This window comes from Rhizobium sp. 18055 (assembly GCF_902706285.1).
Lineage (GTDB): Bacteria > Pseudomonadota > Alphaproteobacteria > Rhizobiales > Rhizobiaceae > Rhizobium.
Map to the genome: position 1 here is coordinate 143,049 of NZ_CACSKD010000006.1, position 18,902 is coordinate 161,950.

Sequence of the window (18,902 nt, forward strand, 5' to 3'; positions counted from 1 at the left end):
TTTCTGGCAAAGACGGTCAAATCAGCTTAATCTCGGTCTGGTTTAAGAGGATTTCCCAACCGGCATGCCGAGATCTGCATCCAAGCAAAACTATGTGATCGTCTCGGTTGCCGTCGCTGCCGTTTGCGTGTCGATTGTCGGCCTATCCGGTCGGGTTCCCGCCCTGGCGCAGGAGCAGCCGCAGATGGACCGGGCGACGCCCCCGGCCGGCGCTTCGGCGCCTGCCGTGGCGACTGTCGAGCAAGTTGCACCCGATCCAGCGGTCGAACTGGAAAAGAAACGCGACGAGACGCGGACCGAGCTCGAAGCGTTGTCAAAGACGATCAATCTGTCTTCGGACAAGGTCGCAAACCTGCAGAAGAGCATTGACGATCTGGACAAGAGCACCAGCAGCGTGCGGCAGGCGCTGATCGATTCTGCGGCGCGGCGCAAGGCGCTGGAAAAGCAGATATTGGAGAGCGAGAAGAAGCTTGCCGAGCTTGGCGTGAAGGAGGATGCGGTTCGCCGCTCCCTGCACGAGCGTCGCGGCTTGCTTGCAGAGGTGCTTGCGGCGCTACAGCGAATGGGCCGCAATCCGCCGCCGGCTCTGCTGGTGACGCCTGACGATGCGCTGGCTTCCGTTCGTAGTGCCATTCTGCTCGGCGCCGTTGTTCCCGGCATCCGCAAGGAGACCGACAAGCTTGCCGCCGATCTCGGCAATCTGGCGTCGCTTCAGACCGCCAGCGCTGCCGAGAAAGCCAGCCTGACGGGGACGATGACGAACAGCCTTGAGGAAGAGCGGCGGATGGATCTGCTGCTCGCCGAGAACGACAAGTTGAGCCGCAGCAACACCGCGGAGCTTAGCGCCGAAAAGCAGCGTTCAGAGGAGCTTGCCGGCAAGGCCACAAGCCTTGAGAGCCTTGTGGCATCGATGGAAACGGAGATTTCGTCCGTGCGCCAAGCGGCTGCAGCTGCGCGATTGGCCGAGCAAAACCGGAGGCTCCTGACCGACGAGCAACGTGCCCAGGCCAACGCTCTGGCCGAGAGTGGGGTGCCTGATAAAAACCGTATTGCGCCCGCATATCCGTTCGGAGATTTGAAGGCCAAGCTGGAGTTGCCGGTGGCCGGCGATATCCTTCGCCAGTTCGGCGATGCCGATGGAACCGGGCACGAGGCCATGGGAATGACACTTGCGACCAATCCGGAAACGGTGGTCACTGCGCCCGCTGACGGGCTTGTCGTCTATGCCGGTGCATTTCGCAGTTATGGCCAGATGATTATCCTTGATGCCGGCGATGGATACCACCTCGTTCTCTCCGGAATGGAGACGATGAACGCGCGGCAGGGCAAGTTTGTTTTTGCCGGCGAACCGCTTGCGGTGATGGGTGCGAAAAGAGTGGCGAGTGCGACAGCATTGGCGCTGGAAACAAACCGACCAACGCTTTACATTGAATTTCGAAAAGACGGAAAGCCGGTCGATTCCCGACCATGGTGGACCGCCAAAGACACCGGAAAGGCACGCAATGATTCGTAGGGCTTCTCTTGTTCTGGTTGGCGCATTGATGGGTGCGACAGCTATGAGCGTCATTTATTCTGCTGGCGTGCCAGCAGAAGCGGCGGGAGCGTCCACTTACAAGGAGCTGTCCGTTTTCGGTGATGTGTTCGAGCGCGTTCGCGCCCAGTACGTGACGCCACCTGCCGAGGACAAACTGATCGAGAATGCCATCAACGGCATGCTTTCGTCTCTGGACCCGCATTCGAGCTACATGAATGCGAAGGACGCTGCAGACATGCAGACCCAGACGCGTGGTGAGTTCGGCGGCCTCGGCATTGAAGTCACGATGGAAGACGATCTCGTCAAGGTCATCACGCCGATCGACGATACGCCCGCCGCCAAGGCTGGTGTCCTCGCGGGCGACTACATCTCCGAGATCGACGGGCAGTCTGTTCGTGGCCTGAAGCTCGAAGATGCAGTCGAAAAGATGCGCGGCGCGGTCAACACGCCAATCAAGCTGACGCTGATCCGCAAGGGTGCGGACAAGCCGATTGAACTGACGATCGTTCGCGATGTCGTTGCCGTGCAGGCTGTCAAGTCGCGCGTGGAGGATGATGTCGGCTACCTGCGCATCATCTCCTTCACCGAGAAGACCTATCCTGACATGGAAAAGGCCATCGAGAAGATCAAGGCGACCGTTCCGGCCGACAAGCTGAAGGGCTATGTGCTCGACCTGCGTCTCAATCCGGGCGGTCTGCTCGATCAGGCGATCCAGGTGTCCGACGCACTGCTGCAGCGCGGCGAGGTGGTTTCCACCCGTGGCCGCAATGCGGATGAAACCCGCCGCTTCAATGCCGGCCCGGGCGATTTGACCGATGGCAAGCCAGTGGTCGTGTTGATCAATGGTGGTTCGGCTTCCGCCTCGGAGATCGTTGCCGGTGCGCTGCAGGATCTGCGCCGCGCCACTGTTCTCGGCACTCGCTCGTTCGGCAAGGGGTCGGTTCAGACGATCATCCCGCTCGGTGAAAATGGTGCGTTGCGCCTGACGACAGCGCTCTATTACACCCCATCTGGCCGCTCGATCCAGGGTACGGGCATCACGCCTGATATCAAGGTCGAAGAGCCGCTGCCTGATGATCTCAAGGGCAAGATGGTGACGGAGGGCGAATCGTCGCTGCGTGGCCATATCAAGGGTCAGAGCGAGACGGACGAAGGCTCCGGTTCTGTTGCCTATGTGCCACCGGATCCGAAGGACGACGTGCAGTTGAACTACGCACTCGACCTTCTGCGCGGCAAGAAGACAGACCCGTCCTTCCCGCCGAACCCTGACAAGGCTGTAAGCGCCAAGTAATGATCGAACGAGGCGTCAGGCCGGATTATCATCCGGCCTGACGCCTTTTTGCTGTCCTGATGACGGAAGCAGCTGAACGATGAATACCGACCTGCACGCGCCCTTGGGGCAGAATCGCAAACCCGGCGGCAAGCGGCCGGGTGTCTTGCGTATGGGACGGGTGGTTGCCGGGTTGTGCCTCGTGCTCATCGGCGGGTTTTCACTCTACACCGCATTTCGTGGCGACGGCCTGACGCGGGAGACGCCGCCGGAAAAAGAGCAGGCTGCCGCCGTGCCGAGCGAGACCGCGAAAAAACCTTCCTCACCTGATGGACCGCCTCCCGGCGGAATGCCGCGCAGCGATCCGCAGTCCGGCGCGAAGGTGGAGCGGATGACGTCCGGTGATGGCTCCGTAGTGACAAAATACAGCCCGAAAACCCGCGACGGAAGCGGCCCCGTTCTGGTGGATGCCATGCAGGTCGGGCAGGATCCGCGGATGGCAGCGCTGCCGAACGATGCGCTGCTGGAGGCATCTCCGGCTGGCCGGCTGCCGATTGTCGGGCCTGATGGGCGACGCCCGATGGATCAATATGCGCGGCCATGGTCGGGTGCCCATGGAACGAGGATTGCAATCGTCGTCAGTGGCCTTGGCCTGAGCCAGACGGGAACGCAGCGGGCGATCCAGCAGCTGCCTGAAGAGGTGACGCTTGCCTTCGCCGCCAGCGGCAACAGCCTGCAGCGCTGGATGCAGGAGGCGCGTCGTACCGGCCACGAAATCCTGCTTCAGGTTCCGTTCGAACCTTTTGATTATCCGGCGAACGATCCTGGGCCGGATACGCTGCTGACCTCGAAAAGTGCCGCCAAGAATATCGAAAGCCTGCACCGGGCGATGGGCGAGATCACCAATTATACCGGCGTGATGAATTATCAGGGCGGTCGCTTTCTATCCGATCCGAACGCGATGGAACCGGTGATGCGCGATATCGGCAAGCGCGGCCTGTTGTTTCTCGACGATGGCACGTCGGCGCAATCAAAAACGTCGGTCGTCGCCAAGGGCACGGAAGTGCCTTACGCCTTCGCCGACGTCCAGCTCGACGGGCAGGTCGATTTCAATGCGATCACCAGCAAGCTCGACGAGCTCGAGCGCGTGGCGAAGCGCAACGGCCAGGCGATCGGTGTCGCTTCGGCATTCGACGAGAGCATCGACGCGATTTCGAAGTGGACGGAGGAGGCCGCCATGCGCGGCATCGAGATCGTCGGCATTGCGGCGCTGACCAATGATCCCACGAAACCATAGCAGAGACATCCCATGAGCAAGCCGACCGTCAACGCCGAAGACCTGCCCTATCGCCCTTGCGTGGGCGTGATGATCCTCAATGAAAAAGGGCTTGTCTGGGCCGGGCGGCGCATTCCAGCGGAGAATTCCGAATATGATGGGTCGCCGCAGCTCTGGCAGATGCCGCAGGGCGGGATCGACGAGGGCGAAGATCCGCTGGAGGCGGCCTATCGGGAGCTTTACGAAGAGACCGGCATGCGGACAGTGACGCTGCTGGCCGAGGCGAGGGACTGGATCAATTATGATCTGCCGTCGCAGCTGATCGGCATCGGCCTGAAGGGGAAATTCCGTGGCCAAACGCAGCGCTGGTTTGCATTCCGGTTCGATGGCGATGAAGGCGAGATCGCGATCAATCCGCCACCGGGCGGTCATTCTGCCGAGTTCGATGCCTGGGAGTGGAAGCCGATGGAGCGCCTGCCTGAGCTGATCGTGCCGTTCAAGCGGGTGGTTTACGAGCAGGTCGTCAGCGAATTCAGCCATCTGGCTGGGTTGCCTGCTGCCTGACCCAAAAGACCGGCCGCTTTCGCGGCCGGATCTTGAACTTGTTATTCGGCTTCGTTGGCGGAGTCGGCATTCAGCTGGCCATACTTGGCTTCGCCGATCTTGCCGAGCAGCTCCAGCTGCGTTTCGAGGAAGTCGATATGACCTTCCTCATCCATCAGCAGCTGTTCGAACAGCTTCATGGTGACGTAGTCGCCTGCTTCATGACAGATATCGCGGGATTTCTTGTAGGATGTGCGGGCGTCGTATTCGCCGGCGAGATCCGCTTCAAGGACTTCCTTGACGTTCTGTCCGATGCGCAGTGGCGCGAGTGTCTGTAGGTTTGGGTGGCCTTCGAGGAAGATGATGCGTGCCACCAGACGGTCGGCATGCTGCATTTCTTCTATCGATTCGGCGCGCTCCTTCTTGGCGAGCTTGGTGTAGCCCCAATCCTCGAGAAGTCGGTAGTGAACCCAGTACTGATTGACAGCACCGAGCTCCAAAAAGAGGGCCTCGTTAAGCCGCTCTATGACTTTTTTGTCGCCTTTCAATGTCCGCTCTCCTGTTTTCCTCATGGAAGTTCCTGAGGCGGGACATGAAATCAAACATTTCGGCTTCCGTCGAGTGGTGACGGGCGTGATATTCTTCAGTTGTCTGGATAATTATATCAACGACGTTCGGGAAACAGCCGCAGCAACGGCCCCGTTTTTCCATGGCGTGATAGACTTTCGCAGGCACGATAAGCTGCCAACAGTCCTCATCGAGAAGGCTGTTGATAACCTCCCGGATATCCGTGTCCGTTATGTAATTGCAGCTACAGACAAGCACGTCTTCATTCCAAACATGACAATCAATATCGTCTTTTGTGCTAAAGAAGATGGTGGTTGTCAAGAAAAAATCACATGCGCTGTTGGCTCAGCAATTCGACTTTAGGCTCGGTCTCCAGGCGGACAGACAGGGATATGTGGTTGCGATGGGGGCCTGCACCGGCGCTCCATATTGATAAATCAGTGAAAATTGCGCCCCCTCGGCATGACATCGGCTGTGCCCGCAGCCTGTCTGTGGCTGTCTTGCGACAGCATACGTTTTTCCATCGCAGCCTTCTCCACATGGTCGGCGAGTTTGCGCTGCCGCGGATCGGCGGTTGGTCTCAGCACTTCGTCGGAACGATCGCAGACACCGAACCGCTGCGCCTCCTTCTGCAGGAGCCCCAGAGACGGCGTGATATCCTCGATGTGATCGACAACCGTATGGATCACGCCGCTTTGGCTCTGCAGCTTGCCCCTGATCTTGACCAACCGGGCGCCCATGACGATGGCGCGGTACTTCTCGAATGTCTTCGGCCAGACGATGGCGTTGGCGACACCCGTCTCGTCCTCCAGCGTCATGAAGATGACGCCCTTGGCCGAGCCCGGCCGCTGGCGCACCAGCACCAGGCCGGCAATGCTCACCCACCTGCCATTGGCCACGTCAAGGAGATCGACATTGCGGGTGATGCCTATCCTCTTGAGTTCGTCTCGCAGGAACGAAACGGGATGGGCCTTCAGCGATAGCGACAGGTAACGGTAATCCTCGACCACCTGCTCTCCCGGCAACATCTCGGGCAGCCTAGTCTGTGGCTCCACCTGCAGATCGAGGTGGCCTGCCTGATCGAACAGCGGCAATCGCTCGGCCGCGCTCTTCACATCGAGCGCCCGCACCGCCCAGAGCGCTTCCCGCCGGGAGAGACCGATACTGCCAAAAGCATCGGCATCCGCCAGCCGCTCGATATCCGATTTGTCGAGGCCAGATCGGAGCCAGAGATCGCGGATGGAGGTGTAGCCGCCTCCCCGGTTGGCCATCAGCCTGCCCTGGATGGCCTTTTCCGACAGTCCTTTGACCTGTCGAAAGCCAAGGCGGACGGCTCTGTTTGCCTTGATGACCCCGCTCATCTCCCGATGCCTGAAATCGATCCTGCGGCTATCGAAGTAACTTTCCTCCAACAGGCAATCCCAATCCGACCGGTTGATATCCACCTCGCGGATTTCCACGCCGTGTTCCCTTGCATCGCGGACCAATTGCGCTGGCGCATAAAACCCCATCGGCTGCGAGTTCAGCATCGCCGCACAGAAGATGTCGGGGTAATAGGCCTTCATCCAGCAAGAGGCGTAGACCAGTAGCGCAAAGGATGCGGCGTGGCTTTCCGGAAAGCCATACTCTCCGAAGCCCTTGATCTGGTTGAAGCACTGCTGGGCAAATTCAGGGGAATAGATTCCTTTCGAGGTCATGCCATCAATGAAGCGTTTTTCGAAGTTGCCGATGGTGCCGGTGCGCTTGAAGGTTGCCATTGCCCGACGCAACTGATCGGCTTCGGCTGCCTTGAACCCTGCCGCGGTGATGGCGATCTGCATCGCCTGCTCCTGAAACAGCGGCACACCCAGCGTTCTTTCCAGCACGCCTTGCAGTTCCTCGCTCGGATACTCGATCTTAATGCCGCGGTTCCTCTGCTCCCTTCGCTTCAGATAGGGGTGGACCATGTCGCCTTGAATGGGCCCGGGCCTGACGATCGCGACCTCGATGACGAGGTCATAGAATTGCCTGGGCCGCAGGCGTGGCAGCATGCTCATCTGCGCGCGGCTTTCGATCTGGAAAACGCCCAGCGTATCGGCCCGGCACATCATGTCGTAGACCGGCTTTTCATCCTCATGCGTATCGTTGCCGAGATCGGCCAATGTCTTCTTCACATCGTAATGCAGCAACAGCAGATCGAAGGCCTTGCGCAGGCAGGTGAGCATGCCGAGTGCGAGTACATCGACCTTGAGAATCTTCAGATTGTCGAGATCGTCCTTGTCCCACTCGATCATGTAGCGGCCCGGCATGGCCGTGTTCATGATCGGCACAACCTCGTCGAGCCGGTCGCGGGTGATGACGAAGCCGCCGACATGCTGGGTGAGGTGGCGGGGGAAGCTCAGGAGTTCGGTGGCGTATGTCAGCACGTTCCTGGTCATGGGATCGAGAATATCGAGACCGGCAGCCTTGGCCTCCCGCTCCGACAGCGTGTCGTCCGACCAGCCCCAGACCAGGCTGCCGATTGCCGACTGGATGTCTTCCGACAAACCGAAGGCTTTCGAGACCTCGCGTCCGGCGGATCGGGTGCGGTAGCTGGTCACGGCCGCCGTCAGGCCGGCATGCTCCTTACCGTATCTTTGGTAGATATGCTGGATGACCTCCTCGCGCCTGTCGTGCTCGAAATCGACGTCGATATCCGGTGGCTCGTCGCGGTCCATCGACATGAAGCGGTCAAAGAGCAGCGTGCTTTTCTCCGGGTTTACTTCGGTAATCTCAAGGCAGTAGCAGATGACCGAATTGGCAGCCGAGCCGCGCCCCTGGCACAGAATGCCCAGTTCATATCGGGCGTGCATGATGATCCGGTGGACGGTGAGGAAGTAGGGGGCGTACTTCTTTTCCTTGATGAGGCTCAGTTCGTAGTTGATCTGGCCCTGGATCTTTTCCGTGATCCCGTTCGGGAAGCGGCTTGCAGCCCCTGATCTGGTCAGACGCTCCAGCGTTTCATAAGGGGTCTCGCCCTCGTCATTTTCATCGGGGTAGTTGTGCTCCAGTTCGTCGAGATCGAACGACAGCCTGGCGAAGAATTTTTCCGTATTGGCGATAGCGTCCGGGCAATCCCTGAACAGCCGCGTCATTTCGCGGCCATGCTTGATGTAGCGCTCGGCATTCGGGGCCAGCAGGAACCCGGCTTCGGGAATCGGCACATGCTCGCGGATCGAAGTGACGATGTCGGAGAGAGGCCGCCGCGCGGTATTGTGGTAGATCGGCTGGTTGGTGGCGAGAAGGGGCACGCGGTTGCGGGCAGCGAGCCCGGAAAGCACGGCAAAGACACGCTTGTCGCGACCGTCATGGGCCGGCGATAGCACCATGTAGAGCTTGTCCCGGAAGCGACCGCGCAAACGGGTGAGGCAGGCTTCGAATGCCGGATGACGAAGCGGATCATCGGCGAGCGCCAAATCGGGGATAACGGCGAGCATCATCCGATCGCCCCACTCGATCAGATCCGCCTCCGTCAGGAGGCAGTTGCCTTTCTCAGTCCGCAGGTTGCCAGTGCTCAACAAGCGGCAGAGATGCGCCCAGCCTTTTCGATCCTGCGGGTAGGCCAGAATATCAGGCGTTGCGTCCGAGAAGACGAGGCGGGCGCCGGGCTGGAATTGGATCGGGTCGAGAACATCTTCAGGTTTCTCATCCTTCTCCAGAAGCCCCTGCTTTTTCCTCTCGAACTTCTTACGAAGCGCCTTTGCCTGTGCATGGGCCCTGACGACGCCGGCAACCGAATTGCGATCGGCAATGCCAAGGCCGCCAAGCTTCAGGATCGCGGCCTGCAGCACCATTTCTTCGGGTTTGGAGGCGCCCTCCAGAAAGGAAAAGTTCGTCTTGGCGCCGATCTCGAAGAATGCGGGTGTCATGCGAGCACTCCATGCATGTACCAGCTTTGCGTCTCGTCATGGCCATAGAGGCCCTTGCGATAGATCCAGAAGCGATGGCCCTGATCGTCCTCGACGCGGAAATAGTCGCGGGCCGCCGCATCCGATCCGTCGATCCACCATTCCATGGCGAGCCGTTCCGGCCCCTCGCTTTTGACAACGCGATGGCGCATGCGCCGCCAGTGAAAGTTGGCGGGCGCGCCGTCTGGCACTTCGATGGCAAAGGCGTCCATCGGCTCCGGCCGCTCCAGCAGGCGCACAGGCCTCTCGCTGCGCGAGGGGGCGGGATTACATTGGGCGTCCTTTGGGGCCGACAGGGCGTCGATTGTGGGAACGGCCAGAACCGCCCTTTCCGGTACGTGGCTTTCACGCAGCTGGAAGGTCTGCAGGCAATCGGCGCCGAGGCGGGCGGAGACGCGATCGACGAAGACTGCAAGCGATGCATCCTTCTGCCGGTGTCCTTCGAAGTCGCTCTGCGTCGTGTCGAAAGCCTCGTGGCGCAGGACATTGAGGCGCAGGATCTCGAAACCGTAGCCGGCGTCCAGATCGTCGTGAACGGCCTGCAGGCGCTCGGCAAAGAGAGCGGCAATGCGGTTGGGATCGCGCAGCGGCTGGGCCGTGCCCGCGGAAATACGGAAGACCTTGCCGTCCACACGGAAGAGAACGAGCTGAAAGATGCGGCCGCCGGCGCCGCGGGCTTCCAGCGAAGGTTTCAACGAAATGGCAATCTGGCCGGTGAGATCGAGGATCTCCTCCTCCGTGCCAACAGGCTCGATCAACCGGCGCTCGGCCGAAAGGCTGGCAATGGGCAGGCGCGGCGATATCGGCTCTTCGTCCAATCCAAGAACCTGATCCAGTCGCAACAGCACGTTGGCACCGAAGCGGCGGGCCAACGGCGCGCGCGGGGTTTCCATGAGGTCGCCAACATATTTCAGGCCCATCTTGGTCAGGCCGGCGACGGTGTCTTCGGCAATGCGCAGCGCGGCGATGGGGAGGGGGGCGGCGACGCGTTCCGTTTCATTCTCTTCAATGACGCCGCCCTGGCCAAAGCGGCTGATCGCCCATGAGAGGCCGGGCGACGATGCAATGGCACCGCGGACATCGAGGCCCATCTGGAACAGCCGTGAAAGGATATCCTTGAGCAGAGCCTTTTCGCCGCCGAACAGGTGAGCGCAGCCGGTGATGTCGAGAAAAAGGCCATCCCTGCCGTCGAGGGAGACCAGCGGCGTATAGCGGTCGCACCAGTCGGCAATGCCTTCGAGAAAGCGCAGGTCGGCGGCCGGGTCTGCCTCGACCACCTCGATCGTCGGATAGATGGCGCGGGCTTCGGCGACGCCCATGCTTTTGCGGAGGTTGATCGCTTCTGCCGTTTCATCGAGCGCCGTCAGCCTCATGGCGTTGGCATGGCGGCCGGAGCAGACGATCGGCGGTGCCTCAGGACGATCGCGCAATCGCCAGGCGGGGCCCCATTTTTTCCTTGATATCCGATCGGTCGGCAGATGCGGGAAGCTCAGCGCCAGAATGCGCTGTGCGCTCGCCTGGAAAGCGAGTGTCGGCTGATTGGCGGACAGGGAAAAACCGGCGGTCATGGGGGTTCCACTCCAGAAGAAGGGAGAGAGGGGCCGGATTGCGGCTCTTCTCAAGGGTCAGGCGAAAAACCGGATTGCCGATGCTGCCGCCCAGCATCGAACCATCCGGCAAGGGCCGCGCCTTGGCAGGCGCGGGTTCGGCAAGCAAGCGGAAGACGGCGCTGCTGGCCTCCTCCTCTCCTGCCTGCCGCAACAGGAAAAGCGGGCGCCCGGAGGCCTTTGCCCTGAGGTTCAAACGCCGACTTTCCGTCAGCCCGAACGGCTTCGGATTGCCGCGGACCTCCAGAATGGTGGCCGGAAAGACGCCGCTTTCGACGGCGGCTTCCGCCAGCCACAGCGCATCCTCCAGCTTGCGCGGGCTGGCGTAGAGAAACAGCCTTGGTTTCAAGCCGAAATCGCTGAGGCCGACGGCATAGGGTCGTCCCGCCTCCATCGTGGCGACCGTGTCGGAGATCCAGAGGATCGGCAGGGGCGCTTTGCCGTCCTCCTCATCCTGACGCTGCAGCATGGCTGATAGCGCCAGCACGAAGCCGCTGCTTGCGCCTGCATCGCGCAGCAGTCTGGTGCGGATTTCGGTCAATCCGTCCAATGGCAGGCCGCCCTCCAGGGCCTCGTCGAGGACAGGTATTCCGAGCGGCAGGCGGAGCGTGTTATCGGGTTTTTCTCCCTCGAAATCGGTTTCAGCCAAAGCCTGGCTTTCCGCTGCCGACAAGGCCGGTGCGGGCTTTCCTTCAAGCTTTGCAATGGTTTCGCGGAGCGCAAAAATCCGCTCGCGCGCCACGGCGGACTGTGCCATGACGTTCACTCCACATGTCTAATGTTCCTGTTATGTTCCTATAGATTCCTGAGGCCGGCCGAAGAGTCAACAGCCATTTCCTGTGAATTTATTCCTGCCCTTGATTCAACTCTCGAAAATCTCAAGCAAAGGTTCTATATGGGCCGCAAAGGAAGGGAGTTTTTATGGCTCGCATAGACCAGAGCGATAACTGGCAGGATCGCCACGCTCCGACGATCAGCACCTTCGAGTCCCTGGCGATGGAAGCCTACAGCCATCTGCCGGAAGAATTCCGGGCGCTGACCACCAATCTGACCATCGATATCGAAGATTTTCCTGATGACGAGGTGTTCGAGGACATGGCGCTGGAAACGCCGTTCGACCTGCTTGGCCTGTTCGAAGGACGCGGCATTTCCGAGCGTTTCAGCATGGAAACCGGCGAGTTGCCGAACCGCATCCGCCTCTATCGCCGGCCGATCCTTGACTATTGGGCCGAAAACGACGAGACGCTGGGCGATATCATCACCCATGTGCTGATCCACGAGATCGGCCACCATTTCGGTCTCAGCGACGACGACATGGAGCGGATCGAGGCCAGCGCCGAGGAAGCCGTCGAGCGATAGCCGGCGGCTCTTTGTCTTCCGTAATTCCGGATTGAAAACCGCGACACACGTTTTCTGGAGTTGCGGGCTTACTGCTCGGAGAGCTTCATGTCGGGGTGGTAGTCCTTGCCTTCGACATGCTTGACGATCGCCTGGGCACACATCACCTGGCCGGTCTGCGAATTGAAGGTCATTGCCGGAGAGCCGTTCAGCGACCAGCCCTTGTTGAGGGCATCGGTCACGCGGTGGCAGAATGCGGCATCGTCCTGGCCGGTCAGAAGGCGGTAGAGCTTCATGGGATCGTCTTTCAAATCGCCGTCTGGCTTCCTACAATGGGGCTGGCTGCAATCGGGCGGGCTGCAATAAGACGGGCTTTATGAACCAGACTTTCGGCCTGGACAAGATGCAGCCGCTCGATCATCCGCCCATCGATATTGATGATATTCAGCCCGTCCGTGGCCGGATCCGCGAAGGCGGCGATCACGGCCTGCGCCTCGGCGATGGCTGCGGCGTCCGGTCCGAAATGCCGGTTGGCGACGTCGATCTGAGCGGGGTGGATCAGCATCTTGCCGTCGAAGCCCATGGCGCGGGCCTGCGCGCATTCGGCATCGAAGCCGTCCACATCCTTGAAATCGTTGAAGACGCTGTCGATCGCATCGAGGCCATAGGCGCGCACGGCAAGGATCACCTGCATCAGCCATGGCACCAGATAGGTGCGGCCCGGCTGCGGCAGGACGCCGGTTTCCTTGCGCAGATCATTGAGGCCGACGACGAAGCCATCGAGCCTGGAGCCGGCGGTGCGTCCGGCTTCGGCGATGGCGGCGGCGTTGAGGATGCCGCGCGGTGTTTCGATCATCGCCCAGATGCGCAGGCTGTCCGGCGCGTCGGCATCGGCAAGCAGATCACTGACAGACATGACATGCTGTGGCTCGTCCACCTTGGGCAGCAGCACCGCATCGGGTTCCAGGGCTGCGACCAGTTCCATGTCGGCGCGGCCCCAATTGCTGGAGAGGCCATTGATGCGGATGATGCGCTCCTTGCCGATCAGCGGCTTGCCGCGGAAGAAGGCTGCCAGGTTTTCGCGTGCTTCCGCTTTCTTTTCCGGCGCCACCGAATCCTCGAGATCGAAGATCACCGCATCGCAGTCGAGAAGGTGGGTCTTTTCGAGCGCACGGACGTTGATTGCGGGAACGCTGAGCACCGAGCGGCGCAGGGTCATCGAACGGGTGAGGGGACTTTGGCTCATCACGAATGTGTGCCAAGCTTTGTGCTCGGTGGCAAGGTGACGGGGGGCAAGACAACAAAAAGCCATGCTCATCTTGCAGAGAGGATGACGAAGGACCACATTCCTTTCCGAAGAAAGGTTTCAAAACCATGCAGAATATCCGTTCCGTCTTCCTCTTGCTTGCAGGCATCACCGCATTTGCGGCCTTGGCATTGTTCACCTTCTCGGTGACGCTTGCCGTCGGCGCCATTCTGACGGTGCTGATGGTTGGCCGTGCGCTCTCGCTGAAGATGAAGCCGGTGCCGGTTCGCGCCACCGCCAAGTCGAAGCATCACTCCGGTGAGACGATGCGCATCTGGAACGACGGACGCGGCACGATCATCGATCTCTGATCGCCGTCGGCCGCATTCGTCCGCGTTAATTTTCCCGAGACTGTCGGCTCGATCGGTGCTCCAGCGTCTTTGATGCAGCAAGGCTTTGCCTGCTTCATCAATTAAGCGAATGGAGGACCGCATGGAGACCGAAACGCAAGACAGCCAGATGACGATGCCGCCGGTGAAGAACGGGCTGTTGCCCTACATTACCGTCGATGGCGCCCTGAAGGCTGCGGAATTCTACACGCGTGCGTTTGGCGCCGAGAAGGCTTTCGTGGTGCCGCCCGATGAAAAGGGCCGGACGATGCATGTGCATCTCTATATCAACGGCAGCTCGCTGATGCTGAGTGATGCCTATCCCGAACATGGTCATCCGTTCCAGAAGCATCAGGGCTTTTCGCTGCAACTGGTTGTCGATGACGTCGATTCTTGGTGGGATCGGGCGGTCGCGGCCGGTGTCGAGGTGGTCATGCCGGTGGAGCTTATGTTCTGGGGTGATCGCTATGGCCAGCTGCGCGATCCCTTCGGCGTGCTCTGGGCAATGAACGAGCCGGCGAAGGCCAGGTAAATGCAAGAGGGCGGGCTGCGCCCTATCCGCGCGTGGCCGGCCTTTCCAATGCAGATTCCCCTTCATTTTGTCGGGAAACTGGATTAAACGCTGATCAACAAAGTATCTCTGCCGAACTTGGAGGCCAGGCCATGGAAAAATTCGTAAAGCTGACAGGCGTTGCTGCCCCTTTGCCGGTCGTCAACATCGACACCGACATGATCATTCCGAAGGACTACCTGAAGACGATCAAGCGCACCGGCCTTGGCAAGGGCCTCTTCGCCGAAGCCCGTTACAATGAAGACGGCACGGTGAACGAGGATTTCATCCTCAACAAGCCGGCCTACCAGAACGCCAAGATCCTCGTTGCGGGCGACAATTTCGGCTGTGGTTCCTCACGTGAGCATGCTCCGTGGGCGCTGCTCGATTTCGGTATCCGCTGCGTGATCTCCACCAGCTTCGCCGACATTTTCTACAATAACTGTTTCAAGAACGGTATCCTGCCGATCAAGGTCAGCCCGGAAAATCTCGAAAAGCTGCTGGATGACGCCTCGCGCGGCTCCAACGCCATCCTGACGGTCGATCTCGAAAACCTTGAGATCACCGGCCCTGATGGTGGCTCGATCAGTTTCGATCTCGACGCGTTCAGACGCCACTGCATGCTGAACGGTCTCGACGACATCGGCCTGACGATGGAAAAGAGCAAGGAAATCGACAGCTTCGAAAAGGCAAACTCGGCGTCGCATCCCTGGGCTGCCTGAGGCTTTCAAGCAAGTTTCACATAGTCAAAGCCGGGTTTTCGCCCGGCTTTTTCTTTTGCCTCTTGGAAACAATCTTATAGGCCGTCTTTGATTTTGGGGTCCATTGGGTTACGCTGTATCCCAATGAATTGCGGAGGCAGCAGCATGCCCGGCCGAGAAAAAACGCAGGTTTCCTTGAGGTTGTCGACAGATCTCGTCGCAACATTCGATCACATCGCCCAGGTGCTCGATCGTGATCGCAGCTGGGTCATGCAGAAGGCCCTCAAGCAGTATATCGAACATGAGGGTATCGACATTCTTCGCGATGCTCAGGGGCTGGACGAGCTCGATCGCGGCGAGGGTGTCGATCTGGATGACGTGCTGGAGAAGGCCCGAATGATCGTCGATGCCGCTGAACGCCGGCAACGCCGGGCTGGCTAATGCGGCTTGTCCGCTTATCAAGGAGCGCGGAGCGCTGGTTTCTAGCGAAAATCGCGGCGTTAGCGGACGTGAATCCTGCCGCAGCAAGGCACCTTATAGGTCGCCTGGAAAAATTGAAGGCGCTTCTATCGTCGTTTCCCCGGATGAGCGAGAAGGGCATTCTGGAAGGAACGCGGAAGGTGAGCATGCCGCCTTTGGTGCTCACGATCCGCGAGCGGGATGGCATCATCGAAATTGCAGCCATTCGAGACGGGCGCCAGAAGGATGCATTGGCGCCTGCCGAACTGCGGGATGTCGATGATGAAGAAGGCCAGGATGAAAGTGACGATGACGCGGCCAAGCCTCAGTCCTAAGTGATTTGCCTCAGAGCAACTGCTCCCTCCAAACCTTCAGTTTCTCCAGCGATACGCCGATGCCGCCGCAGACCTCGATCAGCGGATTTTTGAAGCGCGCGAGGATGTCCGGGTGAGCGTCGGCCACGGCCAATGCGGCGCCGCAGGCGGGTTCGACCAGGATGCGGTAGGCGTCGGCGAATTTGAGGCAGGCAGCGACAGCCTGCGCATCGGTGACCGTGACGCTTTCGATCGGGTGTTGCTTTGGCAGGTCGAAGACGTGCCGGGCGACCTGACGGGCGCCGAGCGAGTTGGCGATCGAGGTGATGGTGGGAAGGGTGATGCGTTCGCCGGCCGCAAGGCTGGCGTGGAAGGAAGCGGCGCCTTCGGTTTCCACCGCGATGACGGGCACATCGGACAGTCCGTTGCGCTTCAGGCCGGCGACGATGCCGGCCATCAGGCCGCCACCGCCGACGCTGGCGATCACGCAGTCGAATTCGGCGCCCTCGACCACCACTTCATCAATCAGCGTACCGTGGCCTTCCCAGAGCAGCGGGTGGTCGAAGGGATGAACGTAGGCGGCCTTGCGCTGTTCTGCGAGCGTCACCGCATGGGCGTTGGCCTCGTCGAACACCGAGCCGTGAACGAGGACGGTGGCGCCGGTGGCAGCGATCGATTGGCGGACCTCCTCGGAGGTCGTTTCCGGCACGATAATGGTGACCGGGATGCCGAGCGCGCGGCCGGCATAGGCAGCGGCAATGCCGGCATTGCCGCCGGAGGCGCAGAAGATTTCCCTGGCGCCGTTTTCCACCTCGTGCTGGCACAGCCTGCCGATGCCACGCAGCTTGAAGCTTCCTGATGGCTGTAGCGCGTCGAGTTTCAGCCAGAGCGGCTTGTTGCTGGCGCTATAGCTTGGCTGGGTGCGAAACAGCGGTGTGTCGAGATGGAGGGGAGAGGCGGGCATTGGCGATTTCCAGATCGTTGTCACGGTGGTTTCTTGTTACCTGCGTATGCGGGCGGGTCAACTCATGCCGATTGAGCGACTGTGGTGCCAACCGTACCGAAACGGCCCGTTGCTCGCTTGAAATAGCTGTTGCCGGGGTCTAATAAGCCGCAACTTGTTTTTCCCGGAGGATTTCCATGACGACGCGCAATCTTTTCCTGCTGCCTGGCGATGGCATCGGTCCCGAGGCCATGGGCGAGGTCCGCAAGATCATCACCTATATGAACGAAGAGATGTCTGCCGGTTTCACCACCGACGAAGGTCTGGTTGGCGGCAGCGCTTATGATGCGCACGGCGCGGCGATCTCAGAGGCGGACATGCAGAAGGCGCTGGCAGCCGATGCGGTGCTGTTCGGTGCCGTCGGCGGCCCGAAGTGGGATGATGTCGCTTACGAAGTGCGCCCGGAAGCCGGCCTGCTGCGCCTGCGCAAGGATCTCGAACTGTTCGCCAACCTGCGCCCGGCGATCTGCTACCCGGCGCTGGCCAATGCCTCGTCGCTGAAGCCGGAGCTGGTCGAAGGCCTCGATATCCTGATCATCCGCGAACTGACCGGCGGCGTCTATTTCGGCGAGCCGAAGACCATCACCGATCTCGGCAATGGCCAGAAGCGCGCCATCGACACGCAGGTCTATGACACATACGAGATCGAGCGCATCTCCGCCGTTGCCTTCGAGATGGCCCGCACCCGCGGCAACCGCGTCTGCTCGATGGAAAAGCGCAACGTCATGAAGTCGGGCGTGCTGTGGAACCAGGTGGTGACCGCGACGCACAAGGCCAAGTATTCCGACGTCCAGCTTGAGCATATGCTGGCGGATGCCGGTGGCATGCAGCTGGTGCGTGCGCCGAAGCAGTTCGACGTCATCGTCACCGACAACCTGTTCGGCGACATGCTGTCCGACGTTGCCGCCATGCTGACGGGTTCGCTCGGCATGCTGCCGTCCGCTTCGCTCGGTGCGCCCGATGGCAAGACCGGCAAGCGCAAGGCCCTCTACGAGCCGGTGCATGGCTCGGCTCCTGATATTGCCGGCAAGGGCATTGCCAACCCGATCGCGATGATCGCCTCGTTTGCCATGTGCCTGCGCTATTCGTTCAACATGGTGACGGAAGCCGACAACCTTGAGAAGGCGATTGCCAACGTCCTCGACAAGGGCATCCGCACATCGGACATCATGGCCGACGGCGCCACGAAGGTCGGCACGGTTGAAATGGGCGAGGCAATCCTGGCCGAGTTCAAGTCGCTTTCTGCCTGATAGTTCACGTGAAACACGCTTTTGGCCCTTCGCATCAGCTGATGCGCAGGGCCTTTGCTTGAAGGTCGATGCCACCGCCCCTATCTCCATCCTGCATTGAAAAAAGTGGGAGCGGAATGAGCGAGACTGTCGAGCAGGCCCCAAGTTTCTGGAGCTATCTGAAGAAGCGCTATCAGGCGCGGCGCACGATCCATCGGCGCGTTCCCTGGAAGGGCTTTGCATTTTCGGCGATCAATGCGGTGGCTATCGCCTTCTTCGTGTTCGATCGGCCGCTCGGTATCGCCGCCAGGGAGCTGGCACAGCCGCTTGTCACGATTGCCGGCGACATTACCGACATTGGCAGGCTCGCCTGGATTTCTGCCGCTCTTTGCACGGTCTTCGCCACCGGCTATCTCGTCCGGCGCCGCCTGTGGAAGGTGCGCACCCGGTTCCGCGTGGTCTATTTCGCGCAGATGACGACTTATGTCGGCCTCTCCGTTCTGTTCACCGCCATCGTCGCCAATGTCCTCAAGTATGCGATCGGCCGGGCCCGGCCGCTGATCTATGATCAGGAGGGCATCTTCAGCTTCGCGCCGTTCAACATGGACTTCCTGCACCAGAGCTTCCCCTCCGGCCACTCGTCCAACATCGGTGCGCTGTTCGTGGCGCTTGCCCTGCTTTTCCCGCGCTTTCGGCTTGGCTTTATCGGCATCGGTCTCTGGCTCGGAGCCACCCGCATCATTGTCGGCGTGCATTATCCGAGCGATGTTGCCGCCGGTCTTGCGTTGGGGGCATGGATGGCGTTCGCCACGTCGATCCTGTTTGCGCGCTTCGGGCTGGTGTTTTCGATCGGCCGCGATGGCGGCTGGCCGACGCCCAGGCTCAGCCGTCTTCTTTGAACCTTCGCTACATATGAAAAACCCGGCGCCTTTCGAGCGCCGGGTCGATGT

At 60.4% G+C, this 18,902-nt stretch carries 20 protein-coding genes; 12 read left to right on the top strand and 8 right to left on the bottom strand.

Annotation, left to right across the window (positions count from 1 at the left end):
* Positions 1-64: 64 nt before the first annotated feature.
* The 4 genes from GVL52_RS13035 (at position 65) to GVL52_RS13050 (ending at position 4,644) form a co-directional block, all read left to right on the top strand.
* On the top strand, positions 65-1,513 hold the full coding sequence (locus tag GVL52_RS13035) for a murein hydrolase activator EnvC (protein WP_244619164.1): 1,449 nt from the start codon (positions 65-67) through the stop codon (positions 1,511-1,513).
* Positions 1,503-2,825 (top strand): S41 family peptidase, encoded by a 1,323-nt coding sequence (locus GVL52_RS13040; RefSeq protein ID WP_160007675.1) that lies wholly within the window; start codon positions 1,503-1,505, stop codon positions 2,823-2,825. The genes GVL52_RS13035 and GVL52_RS13040 overlap by 11 nt, the downstream gene beginning before the upstream one ends.
* Before the next feature lie 79 nt (positions 2,826-2,904).
* Complete coding sequence (locus GVL52_RS13045) at positions 2,905-4,101, top strand: divergent polysaccharide deacetylase family protein (RefSeq protein ID WP_160007677.1); 1,197 nt, start codon at positions 2,905-2,907, stop codon at positions 4,099-4,101.
* A 12-nt stretch (positions 4,102-4,113) separates the two neighbouring features.
* Positions 4,114-4,644 (top strand): RNA pyrophosphohydrolase, encoded by a 531-nt coding sequence (locus GVL52_RS13050; RefSeq protein WP_160007679.1) that lies wholly within the window; start codon positions 4,114-4,116, stop codon positions 4,642-4,644.
* A gap of 41 nt (positions 4,645-4,685) precedes the next feature.
* On the opposite strand, the gene bfr is transcribed toward GVL52_RS13050, so the two are convergent.
* The 5 genes from bfr to GVL52_RS13075 form a co-directional block, all read right to left on the bottom strand.
* Positions 4,686-5,171, bottom strand: coding sequence for a bacterioferritin (bfr, locus tag GVL52_RS13055; RefSeq protein WP_160007681.1), 486 nt, complete (start codon positions 5,169-5,171; stop codon positions 4,686-4,688).
* Positions 5,137-5,511 carry a (2Fe-2S)-binding protein gene (locus tag GVL52_RS30885; protein ID WP_244619165.1) on the bottom strand — a complete coding sequence of 125 codons (375 nt, stop codon included), beginning with the start codon at positions 5,509-5,511 and terminating at the stop codon, positions 5,137-5,139. Before GVL52_RS30885 ends, bfr begins: the two co-directional genes overlap by 35 nt.
* 116 nt (positions 5,512-5,627) lie before the next feature.
* A complete protein-coding gene (locus tag GVL52_RS13065) occupies positions 5,628-9,077 on the bottom strand; it encodes an error-prone DNA polymerase (RefSeq protein WP_160007685.1) in 3,450 nt (1,149 codons plus the stop codon).
* Complete coding sequence (locus tag GVL52_RS13070; protein WP_280179103.1) at positions 9,074-10,546, bottom strand: DNA polymerase Y family protein; 1,473 nt, start codon at positions 10,544-10,546, stop codon at positions 9,074-9,076. Before GVL52_RS13070 ends, GVL52_RS13065 begins: the two co-directional genes overlap by 4 nt.
* A complete protein-coding gene (locus GVL52_RS13075) occupies positions 10,530-11,480 on the bottom strand; it encodes an ImuA family protein (RefSeq protein ID WP_244619166.1) in 951 nt (316 codons plus the stop codon). The genes GVL52_RS13070 and GVL52_RS13075 overlap by 17 nt, the downstream gene beginning before the upstream one ends.
* A 164-nt stretch (positions 11,481-11,644) precedes the next feature.
* On the opposite strand from GVL52_RS13075, the gene GVL52_RS13080 reads away from it, so the two are divergent.
* Complete coding sequence (locus GVL52_RS13080; RefSeq protein ID WP_160007689.1) at positions 11,645-12,082, top strand: metallopeptidase family protein; 438 nt, start codon at positions 11,645-11,647, stop codon at positions 12,080-12,082.
* A 68-nt stretch (positions 12,083-12,150) separates the two neighbouring features.
* On the opposite strand, the gene GVL52_RS13085 is transcribed toward GVL52_RS13080, so the two are convergent.
* Entirely contained in the window at positions 12,151-12,357 is a 207-nt protein-coding gene (locus tag GVL52_RS13085; RefSeq protein ID WP_018901046.1) for a DUF1737 domain-containing protein, read from the bottom strand.
* A gap of 11 nt (positions 12,358-12,368) precedes the next feature.
* Positions 12,369-13,307 carry a CoA ester lyase gene (locus GVL52_RS13090; protein WP_160007691.1) on the bottom strand — a complete coding sequence of 313 codons (939 nt, stop codon included), beginning with the start codon at positions 13,305-13,307 and terminating at the stop codon, positions 12,369-12,371.
* 128 nt (positions 13,308-13,435) lie between these two features.
* On the opposite strand from GVL52_RS13090, the gene GVL52_RS13095 reads away from it, so the two are divergent.
* From GVL52_RS13095 to GVL52_RS13115, 5 genes are all read left to right on the top strand, one after another.
* Entirely contained in the window at positions 13,436-13,678 is a 243-nt protein-coding gene (locus GVL52_RS13095; RefSeq protein ID WP_160007693.1) for a hypothetical protein, read from the top strand.
* A gap of 121 nt (positions 13,679-13,799) precedes the next feature.
* A complete protein-coding gene (locus tag GVL52_RS13100) occupies positions 13,800-14,228 on the top strand; it encodes a glyoxalase/bleomycin resistance/extradiol dioxygenase family protein (RefSeq protein ID WP_160007695.1) in 429 nt (142 codons plus the stop codon).
* A gap of 131 nt (positions 14,229-14,359) precedes the next feature.
* Positions 14,360-14,968, top strand: a complete 609-nt coding sequence (gene leuD / locus GVL52_RS13105) for a 3-isopropylmalate dehydratase small subunit (protein WP_160007697.1) — start codon at positions 14,360-14,362, stop codon at positions 14,966-14,968.
* Positions 14,969-15,148: 180 nt separating this feature from the next.
* Positions 15,149-15,388 (top strand): CopG family ribbon-helix-helix protein, encoded by a 240-nt coding sequence (locus GVL52_RS13110; RefSeq protein WP_244619167.1) that lies wholly within the window; start codon positions 15,149-15,151, stop codon positions 15,386-15,388.
* The gene (locus GVL52_RS13115) at positions 15,388-15,741 is read left to right on the top strand and encodes a type II toxin-antitoxin system RelE/ParE family toxin (RefSeq protein ID WP_160007701.1); all 354 of its coding nucleotides are present in this window, start codon (positions 15,388-15,390) and stop codon (positions 15,739-15,741) included. The genes GVL52_RS13110 and GVL52_RS13115 overlap by 1 nt, the downstream gene beginning before the upstream one ends.
* A 10-nt stretch (positions 15,742-15,751) precedes the next feature.
* Here GVL52_RS13115 and GVL52_RS13120 read toward each other — a convergent pair whose 3' ends face one another.
* Complete coding sequence (locus GVL52_RS13120; protein ID WP_160007703.1) at positions 15,752-16,684, bottom strand: pyridoxal-phosphate dependent enzyme; 933 nt, start codon at positions 16,682-16,684, stop codon at positions 15,752-15,754.
* A gap of 176 nt (positions 16,685-16,860) precedes the next feature.
* Between GVL52_RS13120 and leuB the strand changes: the two genes are divergently transcribed.
* Positions 16,861-17,973 carry a 3-isopropylmalate dehydrogenase gene (gene leuB, locus GVL52_RS13125; protein ID WP_160007705.1) on the top strand — a complete coding sequence of 371 codons (1,113 nt, stop codon included), beginning with the start codon at positions 16,861-16,863 and terminating at the stop codon, positions 17,971-17,973.
* Between the two features lie 116 nt (positions 17,974-18,089).
* Positions 18,090-18,851: a phosphatase PAP2 family protein gene (locus tag GVL52_RS13130; RefSeq protein WP_160007707.1), complete on the top strand. Its 762-nt coding sequence runs from the start codon at positions 18,090-18,092 to the stop codon at positions 18,849-18,851.
* Positions 18,852-18,902 lie beyond the last annotated feature (51 nt).